General features: G+C 62.8%; 20 protein-coding genes. 13 read left to right on the forward strand and 7 right to left on the reverse strand.

The window, feature by feature from the left end; genetic code table 11:
• The first annotated feature begins 131 nt into the window (after nucleotides 1-131).
• Nucleotides 132-1,616 carry a phosphomannomutase/phosphoglucomutase gene (locus KDD17_RS14030; RefSeq protein WP_212706246.1) on the forward strand — a complete coding sequence of 495 codons (1,485 nt, stop codon included), beginning with the start codon at nucleotides 132-134 and terminating at the stop codon, nucleotides 1,614-1,616.
• A 12-nt stretch (nucleotides 1,617-1,628) separates the two neighbouring features.
• Nucleotides 1,629-2,795: a nucleotide sugar dehydrogenase gene (locus KDD17_RS14035; RefSeq protein WP_212704231.1), complete on the forward strand. Its 1,167-nt coding sequence runs from the start codon at nucleotides 1,629-1,631 to the stop codon at nucleotides 2,793-2,795.
• A gap of 9 nt (nucleotides 2,796-2,804) precedes the next feature.
• Here KDD17_RS14035 and KDD17_RS14040 read toward each other — a convergent pair whose 3' ends face one another.
• Genes KDD17_RS14040 through KDD17_RS14050 form a run of 3 tightly spaced genes read right to left on the reverse strand, consistent with a single transcriptional unit; the run spans nucleotide 2,805 to nucleotide 5,841 of the window.
• Nucleotides 2,805-4,157: a calcium-binding protein gene (locus KDD17_RS14040; protein WP_212704232.1), complete on the reverse strand. Its 1,353-nt coding sequence runs from the start codon at nucleotides 4,155-4,157 to the stop codon at nucleotides 2,805-2,807.
• A complete protein-coding gene (locus KDD17_RS14045) occupies nucleotides 4,043-5,359 on the reverse strand; it encodes a calcium-binding protein (protein ID WP_212704233.1) in 1,317 nt (438 codons plus the stop codon). Before KDD17_RS14045 ends, KDD17_RS14040 begins: the two co-directional genes overlap by 115 nt.
• A 5-nt stretch (nucleotides 5,360-5,364) precedes the next feature.
• Nucleotides 5,365-5,841 carry a hypothetical protein gene (locus KDD17_RS14050; protein WP_212704234.1) on the reverse strand — a complete coding sequence of 159 codons (477 nt, stop codon included), beginning with the start codon at nucleotides 5,839-5,841 and terminating at the stop codon, nucleotides 5,365-5,367.
• 205 nt (nucleotides 5,842-6,046) lie between these two features.
• Here KDD17_RS14050 and glf point away from each other — a divergent pair, with 205 nt between their 5' ends.
• Both glf and KDD17_RS14060 read left to right on the forward strand, forming a co-directional pair.
• Nucleotides 6,047-7,171 (forward strand): UDP-galactopyranose mutase, encoded by a 1,125-nt coding sequence (gene glf, locus KDD17_RS14055; RefSeq protein WP_212704235.1) that lies wholly within the window; start codon nucleotides 6,047-6,049, stop codon nucleotides 7,169-7,171.
• Between the two features lie 118 nt (nucleotides 7,172-7,289).
• A complete protein-coding gene (locus KDD17_RS14060) occupies nucleotides 7,290-8,675 on the forward strand; it encodes a DUF2793 domain-containing protein (RefSeq protein ID WP_212704236.1) in 1,386 nt (461 codons plus the stop codon).
• Here the strand turns inward: KDD17_RS14060 and KDD17_RS14065 are convergent.
• Nucleotides 8,672-10,129: a mannose-1-phosphate guanylyltransferase/mannose-6-phosphate isomerase gene (locus tag KDD17_RS14065; protein WP_212704237.1), complete on the reverse strand. Its 1,458-nt coding sequence runs from the start codon at nucleotides 10,127-10,129 to the stop codon at nucleotides 8,672-8,674. The genes KDD17_RS14060 and KDD17_RS14065 overlap by 4 nt on opposite strands.
• Nucleotides 10,130-10,315: 186 nt before the next feature.
• On the opposite strand from KDD17_RS14065, the gene KDD17_RS14070 reads away from it, so the two are divergent.
• The 6 genes from KDD17_RS14070 (at nucleotide 10,316) to KDD17_RS14095 (ending at nucleotide 16,224) form a co-directional block, all read left to right on the forward strand.
• Nucleotides 10,316-12,211: a hypothetical protein gene (locus tag KDD17_RS14070; RefSeq protein ID WP_212704238.1), complete on the forward strand. Its 1,896-nt coding sequence runs from the start codon at nucleotides 10,316-10,318 to the stop codon at nucleotides 12,209-12,211.
• A 148-nt stretch (nucleotides 12,212-12,359) separates the two neighbouring features.
• On the forward strand, nucleotides 12,360-12,689 hold the full coding sequence (locus KDD17_RS14075) for a hypothetical protein (protein WP_212704239.1): 330 nt from the start codon (nucleotides 12,360-12,362) through the stop codon (nucleotides 12,687-12,689).
• Between the two features lie 26 nt (nucleotides 12,690-12,715).
• Entirely contained in the window at nucleotides 12,716-13,369 is a 654-nt protein-coding gene (locus KDD17_RS14080) for a hypothetical protein (protein WP_212704240.1), read from the forward strand.
• Nucleotides 13,370-13,436: 67 nt separating this feature from the next.
• Complete coding sequence (locus tag KDD17_RS14085) at nucleotides 13,437-14,528, forward strand: isocitrate/isopropylmalate dehydrogenase family protein (protein ID WP_212704241.1); 1,092 nt, start codon at nucleotides 13,437-13,439, stop codon at nucleotides 14,526-14,528.
• A complete protein-coding gene (locus tag KDD17_RS14090) occupies nucleotides 14,525-15,559 on the forward strand; it encodes a Gfo/Idh/MocA family protein (RefSeq protein ID WP_212704242.1) in 1,035 nt (344 codons plus the stop codon). Before KDD17_RS14085 ends, KDD17_RS14090 begins: the two co-directional genes overlap by 4 nt.
• Entirely contained in the window at nucleotides 15,556-16,224 is a 669-nt protein-coding gene (locus tag KDD17_RS14095) for a GntR family transcriptional regulator (RefSeq protein ID WP_212704243.1), read from the forward strand. Before KDD17_RS14090 ends, KDD17_RS14095 begins: the two co-directional genes overlap by 4 nt.
• A 7-nt stretch (nucleotides 16,225-16,231) precedes the next feature.
• Here the strand turns inward: KDD17_RS14095 and KDD17_RS14100 are convergent, their stop codons facing one another.
• Together KDD17_RS14100 and KDD17_RS14105 are read right to left on the reverse strand one after the other, a co-directional pair.
• A complete protein-coding gene (locus tag KDD17_RS14100) occupies nucleotides 16,232-17,242 on the reverse strand; it encodes a cytochrome d ubiquinol oxidase subunit II (protein ID WP_212704244.1) in 1,011 nt (336 codons plus the stop codon).
• Nucleotides 17,243-17,247: 5 nt separating this feature from the next.
• Complete coding sequence (locus tag KDD17_RS14105) at nucleotides 17,248-18,657, reverse strand: cytochrome ubiquinol oxidase subunit I (RefSeq protein WP_212704245.1); 1,410 nt, start codon at nucleotides 18,655-18,657, stop codon at nucleotides 17,248-17,250.
• A gap of 328 nt (nucleotides 18,658-18,985) precedes the next feature.
• Here KDD17_RS14105 and KDD17_RS14110 point away from each other — a divergent pair, with 328 nt between their 5' ends.
• The 3 genes from KDD17_RS14110 to KDD17_RS14120 all read left to right on the forward strand — a co-directional run bounded on the left by KDD17_RS14110 (nucleotide 18,986) and on the right by KDD17_RS14120 (nucleotide 21,621).
• Entirely contained in the window at nucleotides 18,986-19,999 is a 1,014-nt protein-coding gene (locus KDD17_RS14110) for an ABC transporter substrate-binding protein (protein WP_212704246.1), read from the forward strand.
• A gap of 61 nt (nucleotides 20,000-20,060) precedes the next feature.
• Complete coding sequence (locus KDD17_RS14115) at nucleotides 20,061-20,828, forward strand: ABC transporter ATP-binding protein (RefSeq protein WP_212704247.1); 768 nt, start codon at nucleotides 20,061-20,063, stop codon at nucleotides 20,826-20,828.
• On the forward strand, nucleotides 20,821-21,621 hold the full coding sequence (locus KDD17_RS14120) for an ABC transporter permease (RefSeq protein WP_212704248.1): 801 nt from the start codon (nucleotides 20,821-20,823) through the stop codon (nucleotides 21,619-21,621). Before KDD17_RS14115 ends, KDD17_RS14120 begins: the two co-directional genes overlap by 8 nt.
• A gap of 70 nt (nucleotides 21,622-21,691) precedes the next feature.
• Here KDD17_RS14120 and KDD17_RS14125 read toward each other — a convergent pair whose 3' ends face one another.
• Nucleotides 21,692-22,912, reverse strand: coding sequence for a glycerophosphodiester phosphodiesterase family protein (locus KDD17_RS14125; RefSeq protein WP_212704249.1), 1,221 nt, complete (start codon nucleotides 22,910-22,912; stop codon nucleotides 21,692-21,694).
• Nucleotides 22,913-23,029 lie beyond the last annotated feature (117 nt).

Genomic DNA, 23,029 nt, shown 5'->3' on the forward strand with positions numbered 1-23,029 from the left:
CCCCGTGAAACGAATGGTGCTTCAATGCCACCTCCACCGGGTGCAGGCAAGGCGCGGCGCACGCGCGCGATTGCGACCGGCCCCGGTTGTCGCTAACACGAAACGCAATGAAACAGAGTGGAAAACTCCCCATGCCCAAACCCGCTGCGACCGTTCGTCCGAATACCTGGGAATTTTTGCGGGATGCGATGATCGCGCCGACGGGGTTTCGGGAGTATGACGCGCGGTGGCAGTACCCCGAGGCGATCAATCTGCCCGGGGTGACGGCGCTGGGCGTGGGGTTGGGCACGCAGATGCATCTGCGCGGCATCGAGCCGGTGATCGCCGTGGGCAACGATTACCGCGACTATTCGCTGAGCATCAAGAACGCGCTGATCCTCGGGCTGATGCAGGCGGGTATCCACGTGAAAGACATCGGCCCGGCGCTCTCGCCCATGGCCTATTTTGCGCAGTTCCATCTGGACGCGCCCGCCGTCGCCATGGTCACGGCCAGCCATAATCCCAACGGCTGGACCGGCGTGAAGATGGGGTTTGAGCGCCCGCTCACCCACGGCCCCGACGAGATGGCCGAACTGCGCGACATCGTGCTGGAGGGCCGCGGCGAGCTGCGCCCGGGCGGCGGATACGAATTCGTCGATGGCGTGCGCGAGGCGTATCTTGATGATCTGGTCGGGGATTTCAGGATGACCCGCAAGCTCAAGGTCGTCTGCGCCACGGGCAACGGCACGGCCAGCGCCTTTGCGCCCGAGCTGTTCCGCCGGTTGGGGGTCGAGGTGGTCGATAGCCACAACACGCTCGACTACACCTTCCCGCATTACAATCCGAACCCCGAAGCGATGGAAATGCTGCACGACATGAGCGCGAGCGTGAAGGCGTCGGGCGCCGATCTGGCGCTGGGCTTTGACGGCGACGGCGACCGCTGCGGCGTGGTGGACGACGAGGGCGAGGAGATCTTTGCCGATAAGGTCGGCGTGATCATGGCGCGGGATCTGTCCAAGATCTATCCGAACGCGACCTTCGTGGCGGATGTGAAATCGACGGGGCTCTACGCGTCCGACCCGGAGCTGATCGCGAATGGCGTGACGGCGGACTATTGGAAAACCGGGCACAGCCACATGAAACGGCGGGTGCACGCGCTGGGCGCGCTGGCGGGATTCGAGAAATCCGGCCACTACTTTCTGGCGGAGCCGATCGGGCGTGGCTACGACTGCGGGATGCGCGTGGCGGTCGAGATCTGCAAGCTGATGGACCGCAACCCCGAGATGAGCATGTCGGATCTGCGCCGGGCGCTGCCGGTGACCTGGTCGATGCCGACGCTGTCGCCCCATGCCGCCGATGAGGAGAAATACGACATCCTCGCGCGGATCGTGGCCCGGCTGGAGGGCGTGACGGAGTTTGCGGGCCGCAAGGTGGCGCAGGTGATCACGGTGAACGGCGCCCGCGTGATCCTCGACAACGGCAGCTGGGGGCTGGTGCGCGCCTCGTCCAACACGCCCAACCTCGTGGTGGTCTGCGAAAGCACCCAAAGCGAGGCCGAACTGCGCGCCATCTTCACCGCCATCGACGAGGTCATCCGTACCGAGCCGGGCGTGGGCGAATACGATCAGAGCTTTTGAGGGGCGGACGAAATGAAAATCGCAGTTGCCGGGCTTGGCTACGTTGGCCTATCGATCGCCGTCCTGCTGGCGCAGCATAATTCTGTCGTGGCGGTTGATATTGATCAAGCCCGGGTTGATCAGATCAACGCAGGGCAAAGCCCGATCGTTGATCCCGATATTGCGGATTTTCTGGAGACGCGCGATCTGGATCTGACGGCCACCACTGATCTGGCGCGGGCCTGTGACGGCGCTGACTTTATTATCGTGGCCACGCCCACCAACTACGATGCCGACACCAATTATTTTGATACCTCCAGCGTCGAGGCGGTCGTGGAACGCGCGCTGGCGCTCAACGAGACGGCCCATGTCGTCATCAAATCCACCATCCCCGTTGGCTTTGTCGAGCGGCTACGCGAAGAAATGGGCAGCCATCGCATCTTCTTTTCGCCCGAGTTCCTGCGTGAGGGGCGCGCCCTTTACGACAATCTGCATCCCAGCCGGATCATCGTGGGGGATACCGGCGACGCCGCGCGAAGCTTTGCCGATTTGCTGGTACAAGGGGCGGTGGCAACCAATATCCCGGTGAAATTCACCGATGCCTCGGAAGCTGAGGCGATCAAGCTTTTTGCCAATACCTACCTTGCGATGCGGGTGGCATTCTTCAACGAGCTCGACAGCTATGCCATGTCGCGCGGGGTGGACAGCCGGCAGATCATCGAAGGGATCAGCCTCGATCCGCGGATCGGCGACCACTATAACAACCCGTCCTTCGGCTATGGCGGCTATTGCCTGCCCAAGGATACCAAGCAGTTACTGGCGAATTATTCGGAGGTACCGCAAAACCTGATCCGCGCCATCGTCGACGCCAACCGGACCCGCAAGGATTTTTTGAGCGAGCAGATCATCGCCCGCAAGCCCCGGATCGTCGGCGTGCACCGTTTGGTCATGAAATCGGGGTCGGATAATTTTCGGCAATCGTCGATCCAGGGGATCATGAAACGGATCAAGGCCAAAGGCATCGAAGTGATCGTTTATGAACCCGCGATGACCGAAGAGACGTTTTTCAATTCCCGTGTTCTGCGCGATCTCGATGCGTTCAAGGCGGAATCGGATTTGATTATGGCCAACCGGATGACCGACGATCTGGCCGATGTGGCCGACAAGGTCTTTACCCGCGATCTGTTCGGCGGGGATTAAGCGGCCCGTTCAGCCGAACAGAAAATCCGATCGGTCGAGATCGTCTGCATCCGTATCCTCGAGAATGATACGAATTTCGGGAAGGTTGATCACCACATTGTCACCCTCCTGCCGCAGGTCCAGATCGCGGAGGCGGCCGGGCAGCACATCAATCATGATCGTATCGAGATCGGGATTGAAATCCGTGATCCTGTCAGTGCCGCTTTGGTCAAAGCGGAAATAGAAGGTATCCCGTCCAGCGCCGCCGGTCAGCGTGTCATTTCCGTTTCCCCCCCTCAGCTCATCATTGCCGGCACCCGCGATCAACAGATCATCGTCGTCGCCGCTGCCCAGCAGATCGTTGCCGTTGCCGCCGTAAAGGGTGTCATCACCTGAGTTGCCCCAAACGAAGTCATCGCCGTTTTCGCCGTACATGATGTCATCCCCGACAAAGCCGCCGACGGTATCGGTGCCCTCGCCGCCGTAGAGTGTGTCGGTGCCCGAACCGCCCCAGACCAGATCATTGCCGTCCTCGCCCCAAAGACGATCCTTGTCGTCGCCCCCGCCAAGGGTGTCGTTCCCGCCACCACCCCATCCACGGTCATCGCCGAGGTTACCCCAGACGACATCGTTGCCTTCTCCCCCATAAAAGACATCGTCGCCCCAGAAACCTCCCAGCGTATCATTGCCGGTATCGCCGTAGAGCGTATCGTTGCCCTGATCTCCCCAAACCCCGTCCGAGCCGGTGCCGCCATACATCAAATCATCGCCAAAGCCGCCGTTGAGCGTATCGGTACCGGCATTTCCTTCGATAAAATCATTTTCTGTCCCGCCCCAGGCAAGATCATCGCCATCCCCACCGCGCAGCGTATCCTGACCCGCGTCGCCAAGGAGCGTATCGTTGCCGGATCCCCCGACCAAAACGTCGATGCCATCGCCTGCTTGTACAAAATCATTCCCGGCGCCACCGTCGATCACATCATTCCCCGTGCCGCCGAACAGCTCATCCGCGCCGCCATCGCCGCTCAGCGTGTCGTGATCGGCACCGCCCCAGACGACGTCGTTCCCTTCGCCCCCGCGCAGGGTGTCGCGGCCATTGTCCCCGAAGAGGGTGTCATTCCCCGATCCGCCGGCAAGGACATCCCACCCCTCACCCCCGCGCATGGTGTCCTGCCCCGCGCCTCCATCAAGCACGTCATTGCCGGCGTCGCCGCTCATCCAGTCGTTGCCGCCTTCGCCAACAACCGTGTCATTCCCCGCAGCCCCGATCAGTTGGTCCGCCCCGTCGCGTCCGAAGAGCCGGTCGTTCCCGCCACCGCCGTTAAGCCTGTCGCTTGCCGTTCCGCCCGTAAAGGTCTCTGCCGCGCTACCGCCGTTACGCACAACGGGTGCTGAAGGCTGGGGGCCGCAGGCATGGGGACCGGCGCGGGCGTTGGCGTCGCGACGGGCGATGGTGTGGGAGCGCCGGGGCTCGATGTCTCGATTTCCGGCAGCACCGCTTCGGCGGCATTGGTGTTGGCCATCGGGCGCTGGGTCGTGGCTGGTACCGGCAATGGCTGGATTTCGGGGACAAATACCTGCGTCGGGTCACGGTCAAGCATGGGGATGCGATCGGGCCATTGGAATTCATCGGCAAAAAGGTCGTCGCGGTCCAGCGACATGCCGTTGGACGACCGGATGTCGATCACCGTGTCGCGCACGCTCACACGGGCGCCGGAGGCGTTGCTGTTGACCTCGACCTGCGCGGCCGAGCGCAGCATGACGTAGGACGACAGATCCAGAATATCCTCACCGGCCGTGAAATCGAGGATACGGCTGGAGCCGCCGGTTTCGGACATCACGAAGCGGTCGGCGCCCCTGCCGCCGCTGAGCCTTGCATCCTGCGCGCCGACGAGAATATCGTCACCATCGCCCCCCCTGAGATAGTCGCTTTGCCCCGCGATCATCAGGTCATCCCCCGCGCCACCGCTGCGCGTACCCGCACCGTCCCCGTCGCCACGGTGCACATCGCCAAGATCCCCGAGGTCGACGCGGAACCGTGTCAGCCCCGCATCCGTGGCACTGCTTACATAGATCTGAAGATCACCGCCTACGACGCTTGTTTCAATCTCGCCGACGTTCATCAGCCCGGCGCCGGGGGTGTGCTCAATCGTCTCAAGGTGAATGAGCCGTCCGTCGGGCATCAGGGTGAACAGGCTCAGCCCATCGTCAGCACCACCGGCAACAACGAACACATGCCCGTCCACCTCTGTCGCTGTGACAGATTGCACGCCGCCAAAACGTGTCTCGCGCGTATCCATGATCTGATCGGCGGCGGTCAGGGTGCCATCCGCCTCCAGCTCCAGCACGTTGAGCATCGACGTGCCCGCGCTGCCCATGATGACCCATGTTTTGCCAAATGCGGTCACGGTTTCAAAGTCGGTGGGCGCGTTGATCCCTAATCCCTGCGCGGCGCCGATATCATCGACGTGGGTCAACGCACCGGTGGCATTGTCCATTCGGTAGCTGCTGATCCCTTCGGTGCCGAATTGCGCGGCGAGCAGATAGGTCGCGGTCCCGACCTCGACCGTATCAAGGTGTTGCACCTCATCTAGTACGACATCTTCCCACGCCGCGCCGTCGGCGGTGTATCGCAGGACGCGCCCGTTATCCTCAAACGCCACATGAAAGACAAAACCGCTGTCCAACTGGGTGGCCGTGATCGCCTGCGCCCCGCGCCCCGCCTCGGTCGTGGCCCCCCGTGAAGGCTGCCGCTGGCGCTGAGACCGTATTGCGCCATGGACGTGCCCATGCCCCCTGCCATGACCACCATCGCGCTGTTGCCATTCACGATCGTGTCGAACGTGCCGCTGACCTGCGATCCGCTGTCGGGAGAGAAATACTGCTCCCCCGAGACACCGATAACGCGCCCGTCGGCAGCAAGCTCGTAGGACACCAGCCCGCCGTTTAGCCCGGTCGACGCCAGCAGAAAGGCGCCGCTGTCGAGATGCACGACCTCAAGATCGCGGATATCCCCGTCGAGCACGATGTCACCCGCACCGATACGTTGCTGATACTGAAAAAACATCCCACGCGCTCCCTCTCACCGGGGCGCAGGACTGGCAGGGCAAGCGGAGAACTTCGGGTCTGCAAAATGGCCAAAGCGTGCCGTTTGCCGCCGTTTTTCAGCGTGTTTTAGCGCGTTTTTCGATTGGTTTTTGCGGTTGTGACACCCCACGGTGTTTTCTATGCTGCGGGCCTGAGCGCTGACTGCGAACCGAAAGGCCCTGACCATGAATTTTCTGATCGTCGGTGCGGGGCTGAGCGGCGCCGTGATCGGGCGCGCCCTGGCGGATGCGGGCCACAAGATCACCATTGTCGACAGTCGGCCCCATGTGGCGGGCAATTGCCATACCGAACGTTGCGCGGAGACCGGCGTGCTGGTGCATGTCTACGGGCCGCATATCTTTCATACCGACGATGCGGAAGTCTGGGACTATGTGAACGGCTTTGCCCGTTTCCTGCCCTACCGCAACCGGGTGAAAAGCACGGTGGGCGGGTCGGTGTATTCGCTGCCGGTCAATCTGCACACGATCAACCAGTTCTTTGGCAAGACGATGCGCCCCGATGAGGCACGCGCGTTTATCGAGACGACGCAGGCGGATACGACGATCACCGATCCGCAAAGCTTTGAAGAGCAGGCGTTGCGGTTCGTGGGCCGCGATCTCTATGACGCGTTCTTTCGCGGCTACACGGAAAAGCAATGGGGCTGCGCGCCGACAGAGCTGCCGGCTTCGATCCTCAAAAGGTTGCCGCTGCGGTTCAACTACGACGACAATTATTTCAACCACCGCTTTCAGGGCATGCCCGAGCAGGGTTATACCGCGATGGTCGAAGCGATCCTTGCGCATGACGGGATCGACGTGCACCTTGAGACGCCTTTCACGCATGAGATGGCCAAACGCGCGGATCATGTGATCTGGTCGGGGCCGCTGGATGCCTATTTCGGCTATTCGCTCGGGCGGCTTGGCTACCGGACCCTGGATTTCGAGCGCTTTACAGATACGGGCGATTATCAGGGGTGTGCGGTGATGAATTACGGCGCGCGCGATGTGCCCTATACGCGCATCACCGAGCACAAGCATTTCGCCCCGTGGGAAAGCCACGACGCCACCGTCTGCTACCGTGAATACGCGCGGTCCTGCGGACCCGATGATATTCCCTATTACCCGATCCGTCTGGTCGAGGAAAAAGCGTTGCTGGGTGAGTACGAAGCGCTGGCCGAGGCGGAAGACGGGGTGAGCTTTGTCGGGCGGTTGGGCACCTATCGCTATCTCGATATGGATGTGACCATCCGCGAGGCACTGGATCTGGTGCCGGGACTATTGCAGCGGTTCGGGACGCCAAAATCCCCTTGATACAAGGGTGTTGAGCGTTCCGCATTCGTGTGCGCAACGCCACCGCGCGCCTCAGGTAGGGAGCGATTAAGCATTTTTCCACAGGTTTGCAGCGACGCCCCTTGCTGGAGAAAAGCCCATGTCCGATACCTCCCCCCGCCTCTCACTGCCCCTGATCGCCCCGGCACAGGCGCAAAAGCATGTCACCCACAACGAGGCGCTGACCCGGCTGGATGTGCTGGCCCAACTGACGCTTGAAGGGGTGGAGGCCGAAACTCCTCCGGTCACACCGCAGGAGGGCGACGTCTGGGCATTGGGCGCCTCTCCCAGCGGCGACTGGACAGGGCAGGCAGGCACCCTTGCCGCCTATGTGAACGGGGCATGGTTGTTCATCACGCCTGCGGTGGGCTGGCAGGCCGTGAACATCTCCGACGGCAGCCAACGTGTCTGGTCCGGCGGCGCGTGGGACATCCCCGGCACAGTCACGCTCGACAATGTCGAAGGCATCGGGATCAACGCGTCGTTTGATGCGTTCAACCGGTTGGTTGTTGCGTCCGAGGCGAGCCTGTTCAACCACGCGGGCGCGGGCCACCAGATCAAGGTCAACAAAGCGGCTGCAACCGATACCGCCAGCCTGCTGTTCCAGACCGGGTTTTCGGGGCGGGCCGAAATGGGCACGGCGGGCAGCGACGCATTCGCCATCAAGGTCAGTGCGGATTCCGTTACATGGAACACCGGGCTGCTGTTCGATCCGGCAAACGGGCGGGCGCAGGCGCCTAGCGGTCTGACCGTGACGGGGACACTTACCGGCAGCGCTGTGACACAAACGCAAATGGACACGACACCGGGGCGGCTGATGAAGGTCGGCGATTTCGGACTGGGCGCGGTGATCGCGCCGCTCATCGTGAACATTGACGACAATACCCTGCCTTTTGGGCAATATCGCACGACAGCACCGTCGACGACGGGGACATTCCCGACCTCGATGGCGTGGGGGCACGTGCGGATCTTTGGCTCGAACCTTGGGGATTTTGTGCAGCTTTTCGCGAATGTGGTAGACGACAAGCTGTTCATGCGCCGCTACCGCACAAGCGCGGGCGGCTGGCAGCCGTGGCGCACGTTCTGGAACACCGCCAACACAACCGTGGATGCCAACGGATTCTTGCGCGAGGCAAGCCCGATTGTGCGGCTTTTCAACGACCAGCACGTCGAGCCGGTCGAGACGGTCGGCGCGCGTTTCACGCGGGTGGGCACCGGGCACTACACACTCGACGATGTGGCGCCATTGGCAAGCGAGGGCTGGTCGGTCGAAATCCCCCGCGATTTCAACGGCAACCGCGAAGTCTTTGCCGAGATCGCCTATGACGCCGATACACGCTGCCTGAATGTGCGCACCAGCGCGCCGGTCTGGGACGGCGCATGGCGCGCGGGGGATGCGTGCGACATTCCCGAAGGACGCTGGATCGATCTACGCTTTGTGCCGAATGCGCCCGAAGAGGTGCCCGAGGACGCTGAAGCGCTCTAGCCCTTGGCGCCTTGGCCGCGGGCGTAGACGTCTTCGTATCGGATGATGTCGTCTTCGCCCAGATAGCTGCCGGTCTGAACCTCGATGAGAACCATCGGCATCTTGCCGGGGTTCTCCATCCGGTGCACGGCGCCAAGCGGGACATAGATCGATTGGTTTTCGGTCACGAGTGTCACCGCGTCGTCCACGGTCACACGGGCCGTGCCCTCGACAACGATCCAATGCTCGGCGCGGTGGTGATGGCTTTGCAGGGACAGGGCCGCACCGGGATTGACCACGATGCGCTTGACCTGAAACCGGTCCCCTACGACAAGGCTTTCGAACCATCCCCATGGGCGATAGTCGCGCGGCAGTGTCTCGGCCTGTGACACGCCCTGCGCCTTGAGCATCGTGACCGCCTCTTTGACGCCCTGCGTGTGGTCACGGTGGGCGACCAGCACGGCGTCCGGCATGGCAATGGCTACGATGTCCTGAAGGCCGATCCCGACAAGCTGCTGATTGGGGTCCTCGGCACGCAGCAGGGTGTTGGAGCAATCGATCGCCGTGGCACCGGGCGTCAGCACCATCCCGTCTGCGTCCGGCTCGCCATCGCGCCAGACCGCTTCCCAGCTGCCAAGATCCGACCATGCGCCTGCGTATGGAACCACGCTGAGGTTGTCCGCTTTTTCCATGATTGCGTAGTCCATGGAGTCGTCCTCTAACGCCTCCCAATGCTCGGGCGAAAGACGGGTGAAATGCAGATCCCGCTCCGCCTCGGCGAGCGCCTTGCGGGTGGTGGCAAGGGTTTGCGGTGCGTAGCGTTCAAACGCAGCGATCAGCGTGGCGGTTGTGAAAAGGAAGATACCCGCGTTCCACAAATGGGTCCCGCCCGTGAGCAGGGCCTCGGCGGTGGCCGCGTCGGGTTTTTCCACGAATCCGTCGAGCGGTTGCGCCACGGGGTCAAAATCCGCCCGAGGCTCTTGCGACAACGCCAGCCAGCCATAGCCTGTTTCGGCCCGTGTGGGCCGGATGCCAAAGGTCACCATTTGTCCGTCCCGCGCGGTCGGCACTGCGGCCGCCACAGCGGCGCGAAACTGCGCGGCGTCCTCGATCACGTGATCCGAAGGGGCAACCAGCATCAGCGTCTCGGCGCCCTCCCCCCGCTCTGCCTCCAGCGCGAGTGCGCCGACCAGAACCGCCGGGGCGGTGTTGCGCGCGGCGGGTTCGATCAATGTCGCAAGCGCGCCTGCGCCAATCGCGGCAAGCTGTTCGGTCACCACGAAGCGATAATCGGACCCGGTGATGATCACCGGCGCGCCGAAGCCATCCCCCGATAGCCGCTGTGCAGAGGCTTGAAACAGGCTCACATCCCCGCTGAACTTTGCGAACTGCTTGGGGTAGCTCTTGCGCGACAAAGGCCACAGCCGCGTGCCCGACCCGCCGCACAACAGCACCGGAAAGATTGTGTCAGCCATGGCGGCTCCCTTGATCTGGCGGCGCGTAGGAGGGCGCCGGGGCTTGCAAAAGCCTCTTTCTGCCTAGACCGCCCCGAAAACCCGATCAAGCAACGATTGGGTGCACGCCCCGCATCAATCCGCAGAATTGCGCGTTTTGCCACAGTAGGATAGAGCGTTGGCACCCCGCCTTTTCAGGAAACCGCCATGCCCTTGCGCCTTCACGTCGTCATCATCAGCTGGGACGGGTATCACGACAGGGCGCGCGCTATCGCCGACGCTTTGGTTGGTGAAGTGGACGCGCTGAGCGTGGTCACGTCCAACGCCCGGGGCACAGCGGAGGACGGCCCGGGCGAGTGGGTTTTGGTGCCGCAGTCGTGGTACTTCGGGCGCAAGTTCCGCGCGGCGCTGGATCTGGTGGCCGACGATACGGTGATGTTGCAGATTCAGGCCGACACCCATAGCGACGATTGGCCGGCTGTCGCGCGGGCCTGTGCGCGGGCCTTTGCGGAGCGTCCCGATATCGGCCTGTGGATCCCGGATATTACTTGGACCCCTTGGCCGGTCGATGTGGTGTCAGAAGGTGAAATCCCGGGCACCCCGCTTTTGCGCGTGGCACAAACGGACGGCATCGTCTGGGCGCTGCATCCCGATCTGCTGCCAAGCCTGCGCGCGCTTGATTACGAGGGAAACAATCTGGGTTGGGGCATTGACTGGGTCGCGCTGCACGAGGCCGCGCAACAGGGACGTATCGCCGTGCGCGACCTGTCCTGCCCCGTGCACCATCCGCAAAGCCGGGGCTACGACAATGCCGAAGCCGCGCAGCACATGAAGAATTTTCTTGGGCAGCTGCCCGGCCCCGCCCAGCGCGAGATCATGGACCGGTATCACGCCCTCGCCGCCCGCGCCCGCCGCGCCCTTGGGCAGACCGACCGACAGGCCCCACCGCCGCACCGCCCGCCACCTTTGCCCTTTCTGCGGCAACCGCAGATTGCTGAAATTGCACTCGCCGGTGGCGAGGTTTTCGTGCGCGCGGCAGGGCGTGATTTTGCCGCCCGGGCCGACGTCCTCATTGGGGAAATCGCCTATCCGCTGGCCATGTTGGACGGGACCCCGCCGCGTGGGTTGATCCCGCAACGGTTCCCGATGCATGCGGTCGACACCCCCACCGCCTACCAGCAGCGCAACGATCTGGGGGAATGGCAGGTCGACGGTTGGCAAAGCCTCCGTGTCATTCCGGATTTTGCCGCGCGCACCCAGTCCATTCCGCTCAGCGGTCATCTTTTGGTCGACCCGCAGGACGGTGCGCAGGTCTTTTGTGCGCAGCTGGCCGTACATCGGGGCAAGGGTGATTTGGTCGTGCGCCTGATGGACAGTATTGGCAGGCTCCGCCACGAAGTGCGCACCCCTTTCGACACTGTTTTTGCCGGGGGTAATAGCCCGCAGGGCTACAAGTTTGTCCGTCTCCCCCTACCCGAAACGCGCGAGCAGCTGTCGCTTGAGCTGCGGATCGACTGCACGGAAAGCTTTGAGACCAGCGCGGAGCAGCCGGCCGTCTTTTTTCTGGCGGAGCCACGGATTTGCGCGGCGTGCGACGGACCGATCAGCCCGGTCTTGAGCCAGTCAGACAGAGTACGCGGCGATACGCACTGGTATCACTGTACGCTGCCGGTCCCCTTCGGCGATGCGGCGCGCCGGATCGTGTTGCGCTACGGGGGCTGGGAGGAGGTACTGGCGACCGAACCCGCGGCGCGGGTCACGCTCACGGCCGATCACGGCGGTGCGCTTGATCTGGGGAGCGATACCACGCTTGAGGCAAGTGTGTGGTTCAATGGCGTGCCCGGCCTTGCGCTGACACTTTCCCCCGGCACGACACGGATGCACATACCCGCCGCCTATCTGACCGGCGCGCCGCTGTTTATTGAGCTGCGCGATGCCTCGGGCAGCTTCGCCTACTGGCGCCACTGGTGCGCCCCGACAGCCAAGCATGACCCGGCGCCGCCCGCGATTTCCGGCCCGCTGGCGCGTGATCTGCCCGCCCGCTACGCCGCTGTGCGCAAACACCTCGCGACCCCCTCCCTGGCGTCACCCTGCCCGGCCTGAACGCTGCCCTGAGTGCGCTCGAAGAGGATGGCCTGCCTATGGAGGTCTTGCATGTCCCCAACGATCCGGCTCCGCAGGTCACGCTGATAATCGACGCCTGTGAGGATCTTGATCAAACCTGTCGCTGTGTTGCCAGCACCCTTCTTTCGTGGAACCGGACGCGAACACGGGTCGTCGTGGTGGGCGCAGCGCCCGCACTGACAGACAGACTACGCGGCGCGGCTTTTGTCGACGCGCCGGAGGACGTTCCGGTTGTGGGGGCCATGTCGCCCTTCTGGACGGTGCGGCGCAGGTCACGACCGGTTGGCTCGATACCCTGACCGAGGCGATACAGATGTATCCCGAGGCCGAAGTGGTCGGCCCGAAGATCCTTGGCTTCGACGGTCTGGTGCAGTGCGCGGGGCTATTGCCCGGGGGGAGCCCTACGGGCGCGGCATGGATCCCGCTGATCCACGGATCTGTTACGCCCGCAGGGTGACGGATCTTCCCGCGACCGCCCTTCTGATGACTGCCGCGCAATGGAAATCGCGCCTGAAAAAGATCGCAAGCCCTGAGGCAGTGACTGCGCGTTACGCGCCCACTTCGGTTGTTCATCTCGATGCCAGCACGGCGCCCGTCCCGGATCCGCCCGAAACCGCTGATCTGACAAAGGACGCGGGCCTTGCGGCGCGGGTCCTTTTGGTCACGTCAGAAAGCCCCGCACCCGACGCCGTCGCGGCGCTCCACGCGATGGATTACAAACTCACCGGTTTTGCCGATCCCATTGGCGCACCGGCGCAGGAAATGCTGCGTCGGGCGGGTGTAGAGATTACCGGTCCGCCTTTTGATGCGGACCTGTCACAGGTGATCGCGCAACGGGCGCGGGAGTTTGATCTCTTTTGGTTGGATAGTATCGCCATGGTGCGCCGCCACGCCGCCGAAATCCGCGCCGCACATCCTATGGCGCGTCTGCTGTTGACCCTCGATCACCGCGCCACGGCTGAGGCGCAGGATGTCGGCGCGCTCCACAGTGTCGATGCAATCCTCACCCCGGATCCCGACATCCTTGCCCGGCAATATGACCGGCTGTTGCCGCTTTACACCTCGGGCGGAGGGTTGGCAGACGCCCTGCGCGACGCCTGCACCGATCTGGGACTGCCGACGGGTGCGGACGACTGATCACCGCGGTTGTTTCTTTTAATGCATTTGATAACGTATACATTAAAAGAGATGCGGGGGTGGTCATATGGCGCGTAGCTTCAATATCGCGGTCTTTCACGGGGACGGGATCGGACCGGAAATCATGGCTCCCACATGCGCGCTGCTGGCACAGCTGGCAGAAGCGTCCGACAGCTACGACCTGCGTTTTCAGGACGCGCCCGCCGGGGCCGCGCATTACGCCAAAACCGGAGACTCGCTGCCCGAAGGCTCCATGAACACGGCGCGGGCGGCGGATGCGATCCTTCTGTCGGCGATGGGTCTGCCCAGCGTCAGATACCCCGACGGCACCGAAATCTCCCCCCAGATCGAGCTGCGCAAGGCCCTGACGCTCTTTGCCGGGGTCAGGCCGGTGACGGTCCGGACGGATCGGCATACCCCCCTGAAGCTCCCCGCCGGGCGCGAGATCGATTTTGTCCTAGTACGTGAGAGCACCGAGGGGTTGTTTTACACGCAGGGGCGCGGAGAGGTCACGCAGGACGAAGCGCGCGAGACCCTGCTGATCACCCGCGAAATCTCGGAACAGCTGTTCCGTTTTGCCTTTGATCTGGCACGCAGCCGCAAGGCGGCGGGGCGCGGACCGGGCAAGGTGACCTGTGTCGACAAGGCCAATGTCTTTCGCGCCTTTGCCTTTTTCCGCGAAATCTTTGATGCCGAGGCGGCGCGGAATCCCGATTTGCTGGCCGATCACGCCTATGTGGATGCGACCGCGCTTTGGATGGTGGAGAGGCCGTGGGATTTTGACGTGATGGTCACCGAGAACATGTTCGGCGATATCCTGTCCGATCTGGGGGCGGGGCTGATGGGTGGACTTGGCCTTGCGCCCTCCGCCGACATAGGTGCCAACCATGCAGTGTTTCAGCCCTGCCACGGCTCGGCACCCGACATTGCGGGCACAGGCGTGGCCAATCCCTTTGCGATGATCCTCTCGGCAGCGATGATGCTTGACTGGTTGGGGCTCCGGCACGAAAACGCGGCGATGCAGCGCGACGGGGCACGGCTGCGCGCGGCGGTCGAGGACATCATCGCGCAGGGGACCGACGTCACTCCGGATCTGGGCGGACGCGCGCGCACCGACGATGCGGCGCAAGCCGTACGTGACCGGCTGTTCGCCCCGTGACGGGCGCGCGGGCGCTGCGGGTCGCGGGCCTTGGCGCGGGCTACTTCAGCCAGTTCCATTACGACAGTTGGGCCCGGATGCCCCGGGTTGATCTAGTCGGTGCCTGCGATCTGGATATCGCCCTTGCGCGGGCCACGGGCTTGCCCGCCCATGACGATCTTGGGCGGATGCTGCGCGCGACAGCGCCAGACCTACTCGATATAATCGTCCCGCCCGATGCACAGGCGACAGCGATCCGAACGGCACTGGATGCCGGGCTCAAGTGGATCATCTGCCAAAAACCGTTCTGCCGCGATATCCCCGAGGCCCGCACGATGATCCATGCGGCGCAGGATGCGGGCGCCACGCTGATCGTACACGAGAACTTTCGCTTTCAGCCCTGGTATCGGCGCATCAAGCGGGCGCTTGCGCAGGATGCCATCGGCGATGTGCATCAGATGAGTTTCCGCCTCCGGCCCGGCGACGGTCAGGGCGTGGACGCCTATCTTTCCCGGCAGCCGTATTTCCAAACGATGCCGCGGTTTCTGGTGCATGAAACAGCCGTGCATTGGGTCGATACGTTTCGATACCTGCTGGGGGATCCGATCAGCGTCTACGCCGATCTGCGCCGCCTCAATCCGGCCATCGCGGGCGAGGATGCGGGACATATCCTTTTTGAACATCCCGGCGGGCAGCGCAGCTTTTTCGACGGGAACCGTCATCTGGATCACGCCACAGACAACCCGCGCCGCACCATGGGCGAGGCGCTGGTGGAAGGCACGCAAGGCACGCTCTCCCTGGCGGGCGACGGGGCGGTATATCTGCGCAGCTTTGGCGAACGCAGCCAGCGCATCCTTCTTGGCGCCGATACGCATACCGGCTTTGGCGGGGATTGCGTGCACGCGCTGCAATCGCATGTGGTGGCCGGCATTCTGGACGGCGCGCCAATCGAGAATACCGCGCAGGACTATCTCACCGTGATGCGGGTCGAGGCCGCAATCTATGCCTCCGCCGCAAGCGGGACGCGTCAGACACTCTCGGATACCCCATGACCGACAAGGCGCCTTCGAACACGGCACGCGCGATTGCGCGATTGCGGGAGTTGATCTTTGCCGGAGAGCTTGCCGCCGGGACTGACCACCTCGAATCCGAGCTTGCCGATCTGCTGGAAATGTCGCGCACACCCGTGCGCGAGGCAGTGCTCACGCTTGAGGCCCAAGGGCTGCTGACGATGCGTCCACGCAAGGGTGTGCGCATCCTGCCCCTGTCGCCCGAGGATATGGCGGAAATCTACGATGTGCTGACCGAACTGGAGAGCCATGCTGCCGAACGGGCCGCCCGCGCGCGCCACAACAGCCGCGATCTTGCGACGCTCACGCGCGCCGTTGACGACATGGAAGCGGCTATCCGGGGCAATGATCTGGAGGGCTGGGCCCGCGCAGACGAAACGTTTCATGATGAGTTGGTCCGGCTAGGTGGAAACAGCCGCATCGTCGCGATCACGCAGATGATGGCGGATCAGGTGCGCAGGGCGCGGGCAACAACGCTGCACCTGCGCCCCTTGCCAAGCAAGTCAACCGAGGATCACCGCACCGTGCTCGACGCGATCCGCGACGGTCGCGGTGGCGCCGCACGTGACGCGCACCGGCAACACCGGCAACGTAGCAAGGCAATCCTCGTGGCGCTGCTGCACGATCACCGTCTGCGCTATCTCTGACACGGCTTTAATCGTAGGTCAGCTCGCGCGCCTTTCCGCGGAAGATCCAGTAGGACAGCAACGTGTAGCCGACGATAGCCGGCAGCACAAAGAACGTGCCGCACAGGATGATAAACAGCGATTCCGGCGCGCTGGCCGCCTCGTAGATCGTGATCTTTTCCGGCACCACGTAGGGATAAAAGCTGTAGGCCATCCCGCCGTAGGCCATTGTCCACAAAAGCGTGGCGGCGACAAAGGGGAGCCAGTTCCAGTGGTCGTCCCGAAAGGGCATGCGCCGCAGCATCGCCCACAGCCAGACGATTACAACCGCAGAAAGCACAGGCAGCGGCGCAAGCAACAGGGCCTGCGGAAAGCTGAACCATTTGTCGAAGATCCGCTCGCTGACGAAGGGGGTCGCGAGTGAAATCGCACCAATTCCCAGCACCAGCCCCCAGATGCCGCCACGCGCCCAGCGGATCGCCTTCATCTGCAAGGCCTCGCTGTTCTTGTGGATCATCCATGTCGCCCCGATGAAGGAATAGCCGACTGTCAGGAAGACCGCCGTCAGCAGGCCAAAGGCGATGTTGCCCCAGGTCCAGTCCAGGCCCATGACGTAAAGGCCCAGCATGAAACCCTGACTGAGCGACGTCATCAACGACCCGATGAAGAACGCATTGTTCCATAGCCGTTTGTAGGCGGCGGGTGCCTTGACCCTGAATTCGAATGCCACGCCGCGCAGAATGAGGCCGATCAGCATGATGAAGACAGGCGCATACAGCGCGGTCAGGATCTCTCCGTGCGCTGTCGGAAATGCGACCAGCAGCAGGCCCACAGCCAGCACCAGCCAGGTCTCGTTTGCGTCCCAGAACGGCCCGATCGAGGCGATCATGGCGTCCTTTTCCTCGTTGTTGGCAAGCGGGAACAGGACCCCCACACCCAAATCAAACCCGTCGAGGATCACGTAGATCAGGATCGACAGCCCCATCAGCCCGGCAAAGACAAAAGGTAGCCACTGTGTCGGATCACCAAAGGTATACATGCCGATTACTCCGCCGGAACCGCGTTGACCTGCGCGCGCTCGGATTGAGGTACGCGCGGCTCGATAGACTGCCCGCGCGATGCCCGCCGCGCCAGGTAGAAGATGACGCCGATGTAGGCGCCCAACAGCAGCGCATAGACGGCGAGATAAAGGATCAACGAGGACAGAACCATGGGCGCAGGTACGTCTGCGACGGCCTGTTTGGTGGTCATGACCCCCTGCACCAGCCACGGCTGACGCCCGATTTCAGTGGTGTACCAGCCGGCAAGTGTGGCCAGCCAACCGCTGAAGCTCATGCCGACGAGCCCGACCAGAAACAGTTTCGGCAGCCCATCGACACCACGCCGACCCGCGCCATCGGCACGTTTGCGCAGCATCATCGCCACCGCGGCCCAGCTCACCAGCAGCATCAGCACGCCGGTGCCAACCATCACACGGAATGACCAGAAAACGGGCGCCACGCGCGGGTGCAGGACGGTGCCATCCTCGGCCACGAATTCGTTGAGCCCTTTGACCTCGCCGTCCCACTCATGGGTCAGGATGAAAGACGCAAGACCGGGGATCCCGATTTCATAGTTGTTCTCGCGCGCCTCCTCGTCGGGGATCGCGAACAGCAACAGCGGCGCGCCGCGCTCGGTCTCCCAGACGCCCTCCATGGCGGCGACCTTGGCGGGTTGATACTCTTTCGTGTTCAGACCATGCATGTCACCCACAAAGATCTGCACCGGGATCAGCAGTGCGGCCATGACCAACGAGGTCCGCAGCGCCACGCGCACGCCTTTGGTGCGGCCCCCGATCAGCCAGCGGAACGCGCTGACGCCCGCGATCAGGAAGCTCACGGTGAGAAAGCTGGCGAGCAGCATGTGGAAGAACCGGTACGGCATGGAGGGGTTAAAGATGATCGCCCACCAATCCGTCGCATGTGCCACGCCGTCGATCATCTCGAACCCTTGGGGCGTATGCATCCAGCTGTTGAGCACGATAATCCAGAACGTCGACATTGTCGTCCCGAACGCGACCAGAAACGTCGCCCCGGTATGCAGCCAGCGCGGCACGCGGCTGAACCCGAACAGCATGATCCCTAGGAACACTGCTTCAAGGAAGAATGCGGTCATGATCTCGTAGGCCAGAAGCGGGCCGGCGATATTGCCGACGATCTCCATAAACCCCGGCCAGTTGGTGCCGAACTGGAACGACATGGTGATGCCCGAAACGACCCCCATGGCAAACGACAGAGCAAAGATTTTCACCCAGAAGCCGTAGGCCTCCATCCAGCGGGCATCGCCGCTGCGGTTGTAGCGGACCCGGAAATACAACAGGACCCACCCCAGCGCGATCGTGATCGTCGGAAACAGGATGTGAAACGAAATATTCGCCGCAAACTGAATGCGCGAAAGAAGCAATGTATCCAACATTTTCGGGCCCTTGAGTGTTAAATGGTTACCGTTGGAAGTGGGGCCTTTACTCAGGGTTCACAATCACATGCGACCAGATCACGCAGAGGGATTTTCGGCCGGATCCCCCCTCACAACGCGCCCGGCAACATCGATTGACGCTTGACAGAAAGCGGCGCGGATCCGCATAAATATCGCCACATATAACACCTTGGGAAATCGCGATTTTTCGCCCCCACTGTCACCGCCGGAGGCGATGCACACTGCGAAGAGACAGGCCCGATCGTCGCGCTGCGACGGTTTGGCGCAAGATCCGGCGCACCAAGGGGACACAACCGGGAGGACGACAATGACACATCTCAACCGCCGCCGCGCGCTAGCCTTGATGGGCGGGACACTTGCCGCATCGGGGCTTGCCGCCCCCGCGCTCGCCGCAAACAGGAAAATCAAGGTCGGCGCGCTGCGCTTTACCTCGCATTCCGCCAATTTCATCGCGCTTGAGCGCGGGTATTTCGCCGATGCGGGCCTCGACGTGGAATTCGAGTTCTTTCAGGCAGCACAGCCCATGGCCGTGGCCATCGCCTCGGGCGATGTGGACTATGCCGTGACCGCCATTTCAGGCGGTCTGATCAGCCTCGCCGATAAGGGCGCGATCAAGGTGATCGGTGGTGCCCTCAAGGAAGAAGCAGGCATCGACGGGCAGAAATACCTGATTTCTGATGCCTCCTATCAGGCGGGTACGCAAACGCTCAAGGATCTGGACGGCAAGAAATACGCCGTCACGCAGGCGGGATCATCGTTCCACTACATGGGCTCCAAAATGGCGCAGGCCGAAGGGATCGATTTGCGCTTCATCCCGTTGCAAAAGGTCGGGGCAATCATCGGGGCGATGAAATCCGGGCAGGTGGACGGCTGGTCCATCGTGCCGCATATCGCCAAACCGCTCGCGTCTGCCGGCGCGTGGCACATGGTGGCGGATGTATCTGACTACCTGCCCGATTATCAGGTCACGACCGTGTTCACCTCGGCCAGCAATGCCGCGGACGAACGGGGCATGACCGAAAGCTTCCTGCAGGCGTTTGGCCAAGGGGTGGACGATTATGCCGCCGCGATGATCGACGGGACGGCCGATCAGGACGAGATGATCGATCTGATCCACAAATACGTCTACACCGACCGCGAACGCGCCAAGGCGGCACCGTCAATCATCAACGGCACCATGCGGTTGAGCCAGGGCGCCGCGCTCAACCTCGCATCGGTGCAGGATCAGTTGAGCTGGTTCCAGTCAGAGGGGCTGGTCGGCGCGGATATCACGCTCGACACGTTGGTTGATCCTTCCTACGTCGAAACAACGGGCGCCTGAGCCACATACGCCGTCGGCCGCACCAGCGCGCGCCGACGGCACCACTTTCAAAGGATCCGCCATGGATATCCGTCTGGACGGCATCAGCCACTCCTACGATGATTTCGAGGTGATGCGCGACATCAGCCTGGATATCCCGGATGGGCAGATCGTCTGCATCGTGGGGCCGTCGGGCTGCGGGAAATCAACGCTGCTGCGGTTCATCGGCGGGCTGGAACGCCCCGGCAAGGGGCAAGTTCTGCAACTGGGCACCCCGCCCGAGGGATGCCTGAACCCGCTTACCTATATCTTCCAGGATTTCGCCCTGCTGCCGTGGCGCAGTGTGTCGGGCAACATCTCTCTCGTGCTCGAAGATCACGGGATCAAGGGGGCGGAGGCGCGGCGCATTATCGACGACGTGCTTGCCCGCACGCGGCTCACGGATTTTGCCGACGCCCTGCCGAAACAACTCTCGGGCGGGATGAAACAACGGGTGGCCATCGCCCGCGCGCTGGCGGTCAACCCCGCCGTGATGCTGATGGATGAGCCGCTCTCCGCGCTCGATAGCCAGACCCGCGAGCTGCTGATGGATGATCTGGTGGATCTGTGGATCCGCCAGCCATTTACTGCCGTCTACGTCACCCACAACCTTGCCGAAGCCGTGCGCCTTGGGCACAAGGTCGTCGTTCTGTCGCGCCGTCCCGGGCAGATTCGCGAGGTCGTCACCATTGACAAGCCGCTGTCAGAGCGCGGATTTGGCGATGCCGACCTTGAGGCTCACCAGAAACACCTGTGGCAGCTGATGCGCGATGAGGCGCGCGCTGCGGATGCGGAGCTGATCAATGTCTGATGCAACCGGCGGGAAGTCCGTCCCCTTTCGGGGTGGCGGCTTTGCCCCGATCTCGCGGCGGTGGGTCGGTGTGGCGGTATTTATCTGCCTGGTGCTGCTGGCCGAATGGGGGACGCGCAGCGGCTGGATCTCTTCGCTGACGCTGCCAAAACCGTCCGACGTGCTGGGCACGTTCCAGAACCTCTATGTCAGCGGCCTGCTGTTCCAGCACCTGGGGCCCTCGCTGTCGCGATTGATTGTAGGGGCTGCCCTCGGCGTCAGCCTTGGCATAAGCGTCGGCGTGCTGATCGGGCTGTTTTCCTACGTGCGATCCGGGTTGGTTCCCGTGGTCGCCGCCCTGTTTCCCATCCCGAAAATTGCGCTGCTGCCGCTGTTCGTGATCTGGTTCGGCATTGGCGAGGGATCGAAATACGCGCTGATCGCGTTCGGCACCTTCACGCCCACGGTCGTGGCCACCTATGGCGCGGTGGACAACGTCGACCGCACGCTGATCCGCATGGGACAAAGCTTTGGCCTGTCGTGGTGGTCCATCGTGCGCAAGATCGTGCTGCCCGGTGCGATGCCCGGCATCCTGTCTGGCCTGCGCATCAGCCTCGCCATCGCGATCATCCTGCTGGTTGCCGCCGAAATGCTGGGCGCCGAATACGGGATCGGTGCCTATATTCTCGAGGCAGGATCGCTCTATGATCTTGAGCGTCTGTTCGCCGGCGTGGTGATCCTGTCGGTGCTGGGCGTTTTGATGAGCGCGGCCATCGGCATGATCGAACGGCGCTTACTGCGCTGGCGGACCTGACCCGGACCAAGGCAAAACGGCCCCCCGTCCGGCAGGACGAGGGGCCGGGCGCGCCTGACTTAGCCGTGGCTTATTCAAGCCCCATGCAATTGGCGTAATATGTCACCGTCGCAGGCCAGTCAGAGAATATCCCGGCGACGCCCACATCCTGTGCCAGCACGTCAATCAGGTCGTACATCACGCCGTCGTTCGTGGTGACATCCGCGATGGACTGGTAATACCAACCGCCACCGGAGTTGAGCGGACCAGAGCGTTCAATCGTCCAGGTGATGATCTCAAGCCCCGCTTCCCGCGCGCGCACGGCAAGCTCTGACGGCACAATCTCGTCGTCCGCATCGGTGGTCACCAGCATCCAGGTCGGCGGCGCAATGATGTTTACGCCCATTGCCTTGAGCTCTTGCATGGTGTTTGGCCAGGTGGCCGCATCCATCGGCGAATAGCCGTCGATATCGTATTCGTCCATCAGATAGACCGCCTGAGCGCCAAAATCCGGCTCCGCCTCGATCCAATACAGCACATCGTCGAGGTTGAAAGATTGCAGCCAAACATCGGAGGCGGGGATACCCGCGGCCTTGTACTCATCCACCAGCTTTTGCGCGTAGTCTACCTGCGTGAACCCGTTAAAGGGCATCTCGACCGAGGGCGATTTCAGCTCCGGTGTGAATTTGGCGCCGAGCGATTTGAACAGCTCGATTGACTCCGCATGGGTCATCAGGGTCGCAGGCTGCGCGGCATAGAGATCCGTGCGCCAGCCGGCGGTGCCGTCCAGATAGGCCTCAACCGTGGTGGCGGCGCCATTCGCGGCGTCCATTTTGGGCGTAAGCGTGCGGAACTCCTCAAGCGTAATCTCGGAGGTGCGGCATTCGGCGGTGGCGGCACTGTCACCGCTTGCGGCGGCGAACGGCGTGACACAGGTCTCTGCCAGCGGAGTGGCAAGAATGTTTGTCGTCGTATGCAGATCGTTCTGCGCGTGGCGGCAGACCAGTTCGAGATCCTCGGTAAAAGTCACGTCACATTCAAGGATCCCCGCCCCCATGCGCGCGGCCGCGACGTTGGATTCCACCGTATGCTCGGGGAACTGCATCGGGGCACCGCGGTGGCCAATGGAAAACGACGATTGCGTGGCCTGCTGGCTGCGGCAGGCGCGCAGCTTTTCCTTGAGCGGGCCATCGGACATTTGGTCAACCAGATAATACGGGCGCGGCCCGAAGGTCACCACGCCATCGTCGGATTGGGCGAACCCGGGCGTTGCCGTCAAAGCGGCGGTAAGAAGTAAGCTGGAGCGGAGCATGAAACCATCCTGTTCAAGTGATAGGCTCAGATGCAACGGCGTGCGTGACAGCCGTGTGTCGGTTTCTTGAAGGTTTCACGAAACCGGTACGACCGGGCGCAGGCAGCGCACGGGCAA

This window comes from Sulfitobacter albidus, from assembly GCF_018200035.1.
GTDB classification, from domain to species: Bacteria; Pseudomonadota; Alphaproteobacteria; order Rhodobacterales; family Rhodobacteraceae; genus Sulfitobacter; species Sulfitobacter albidus.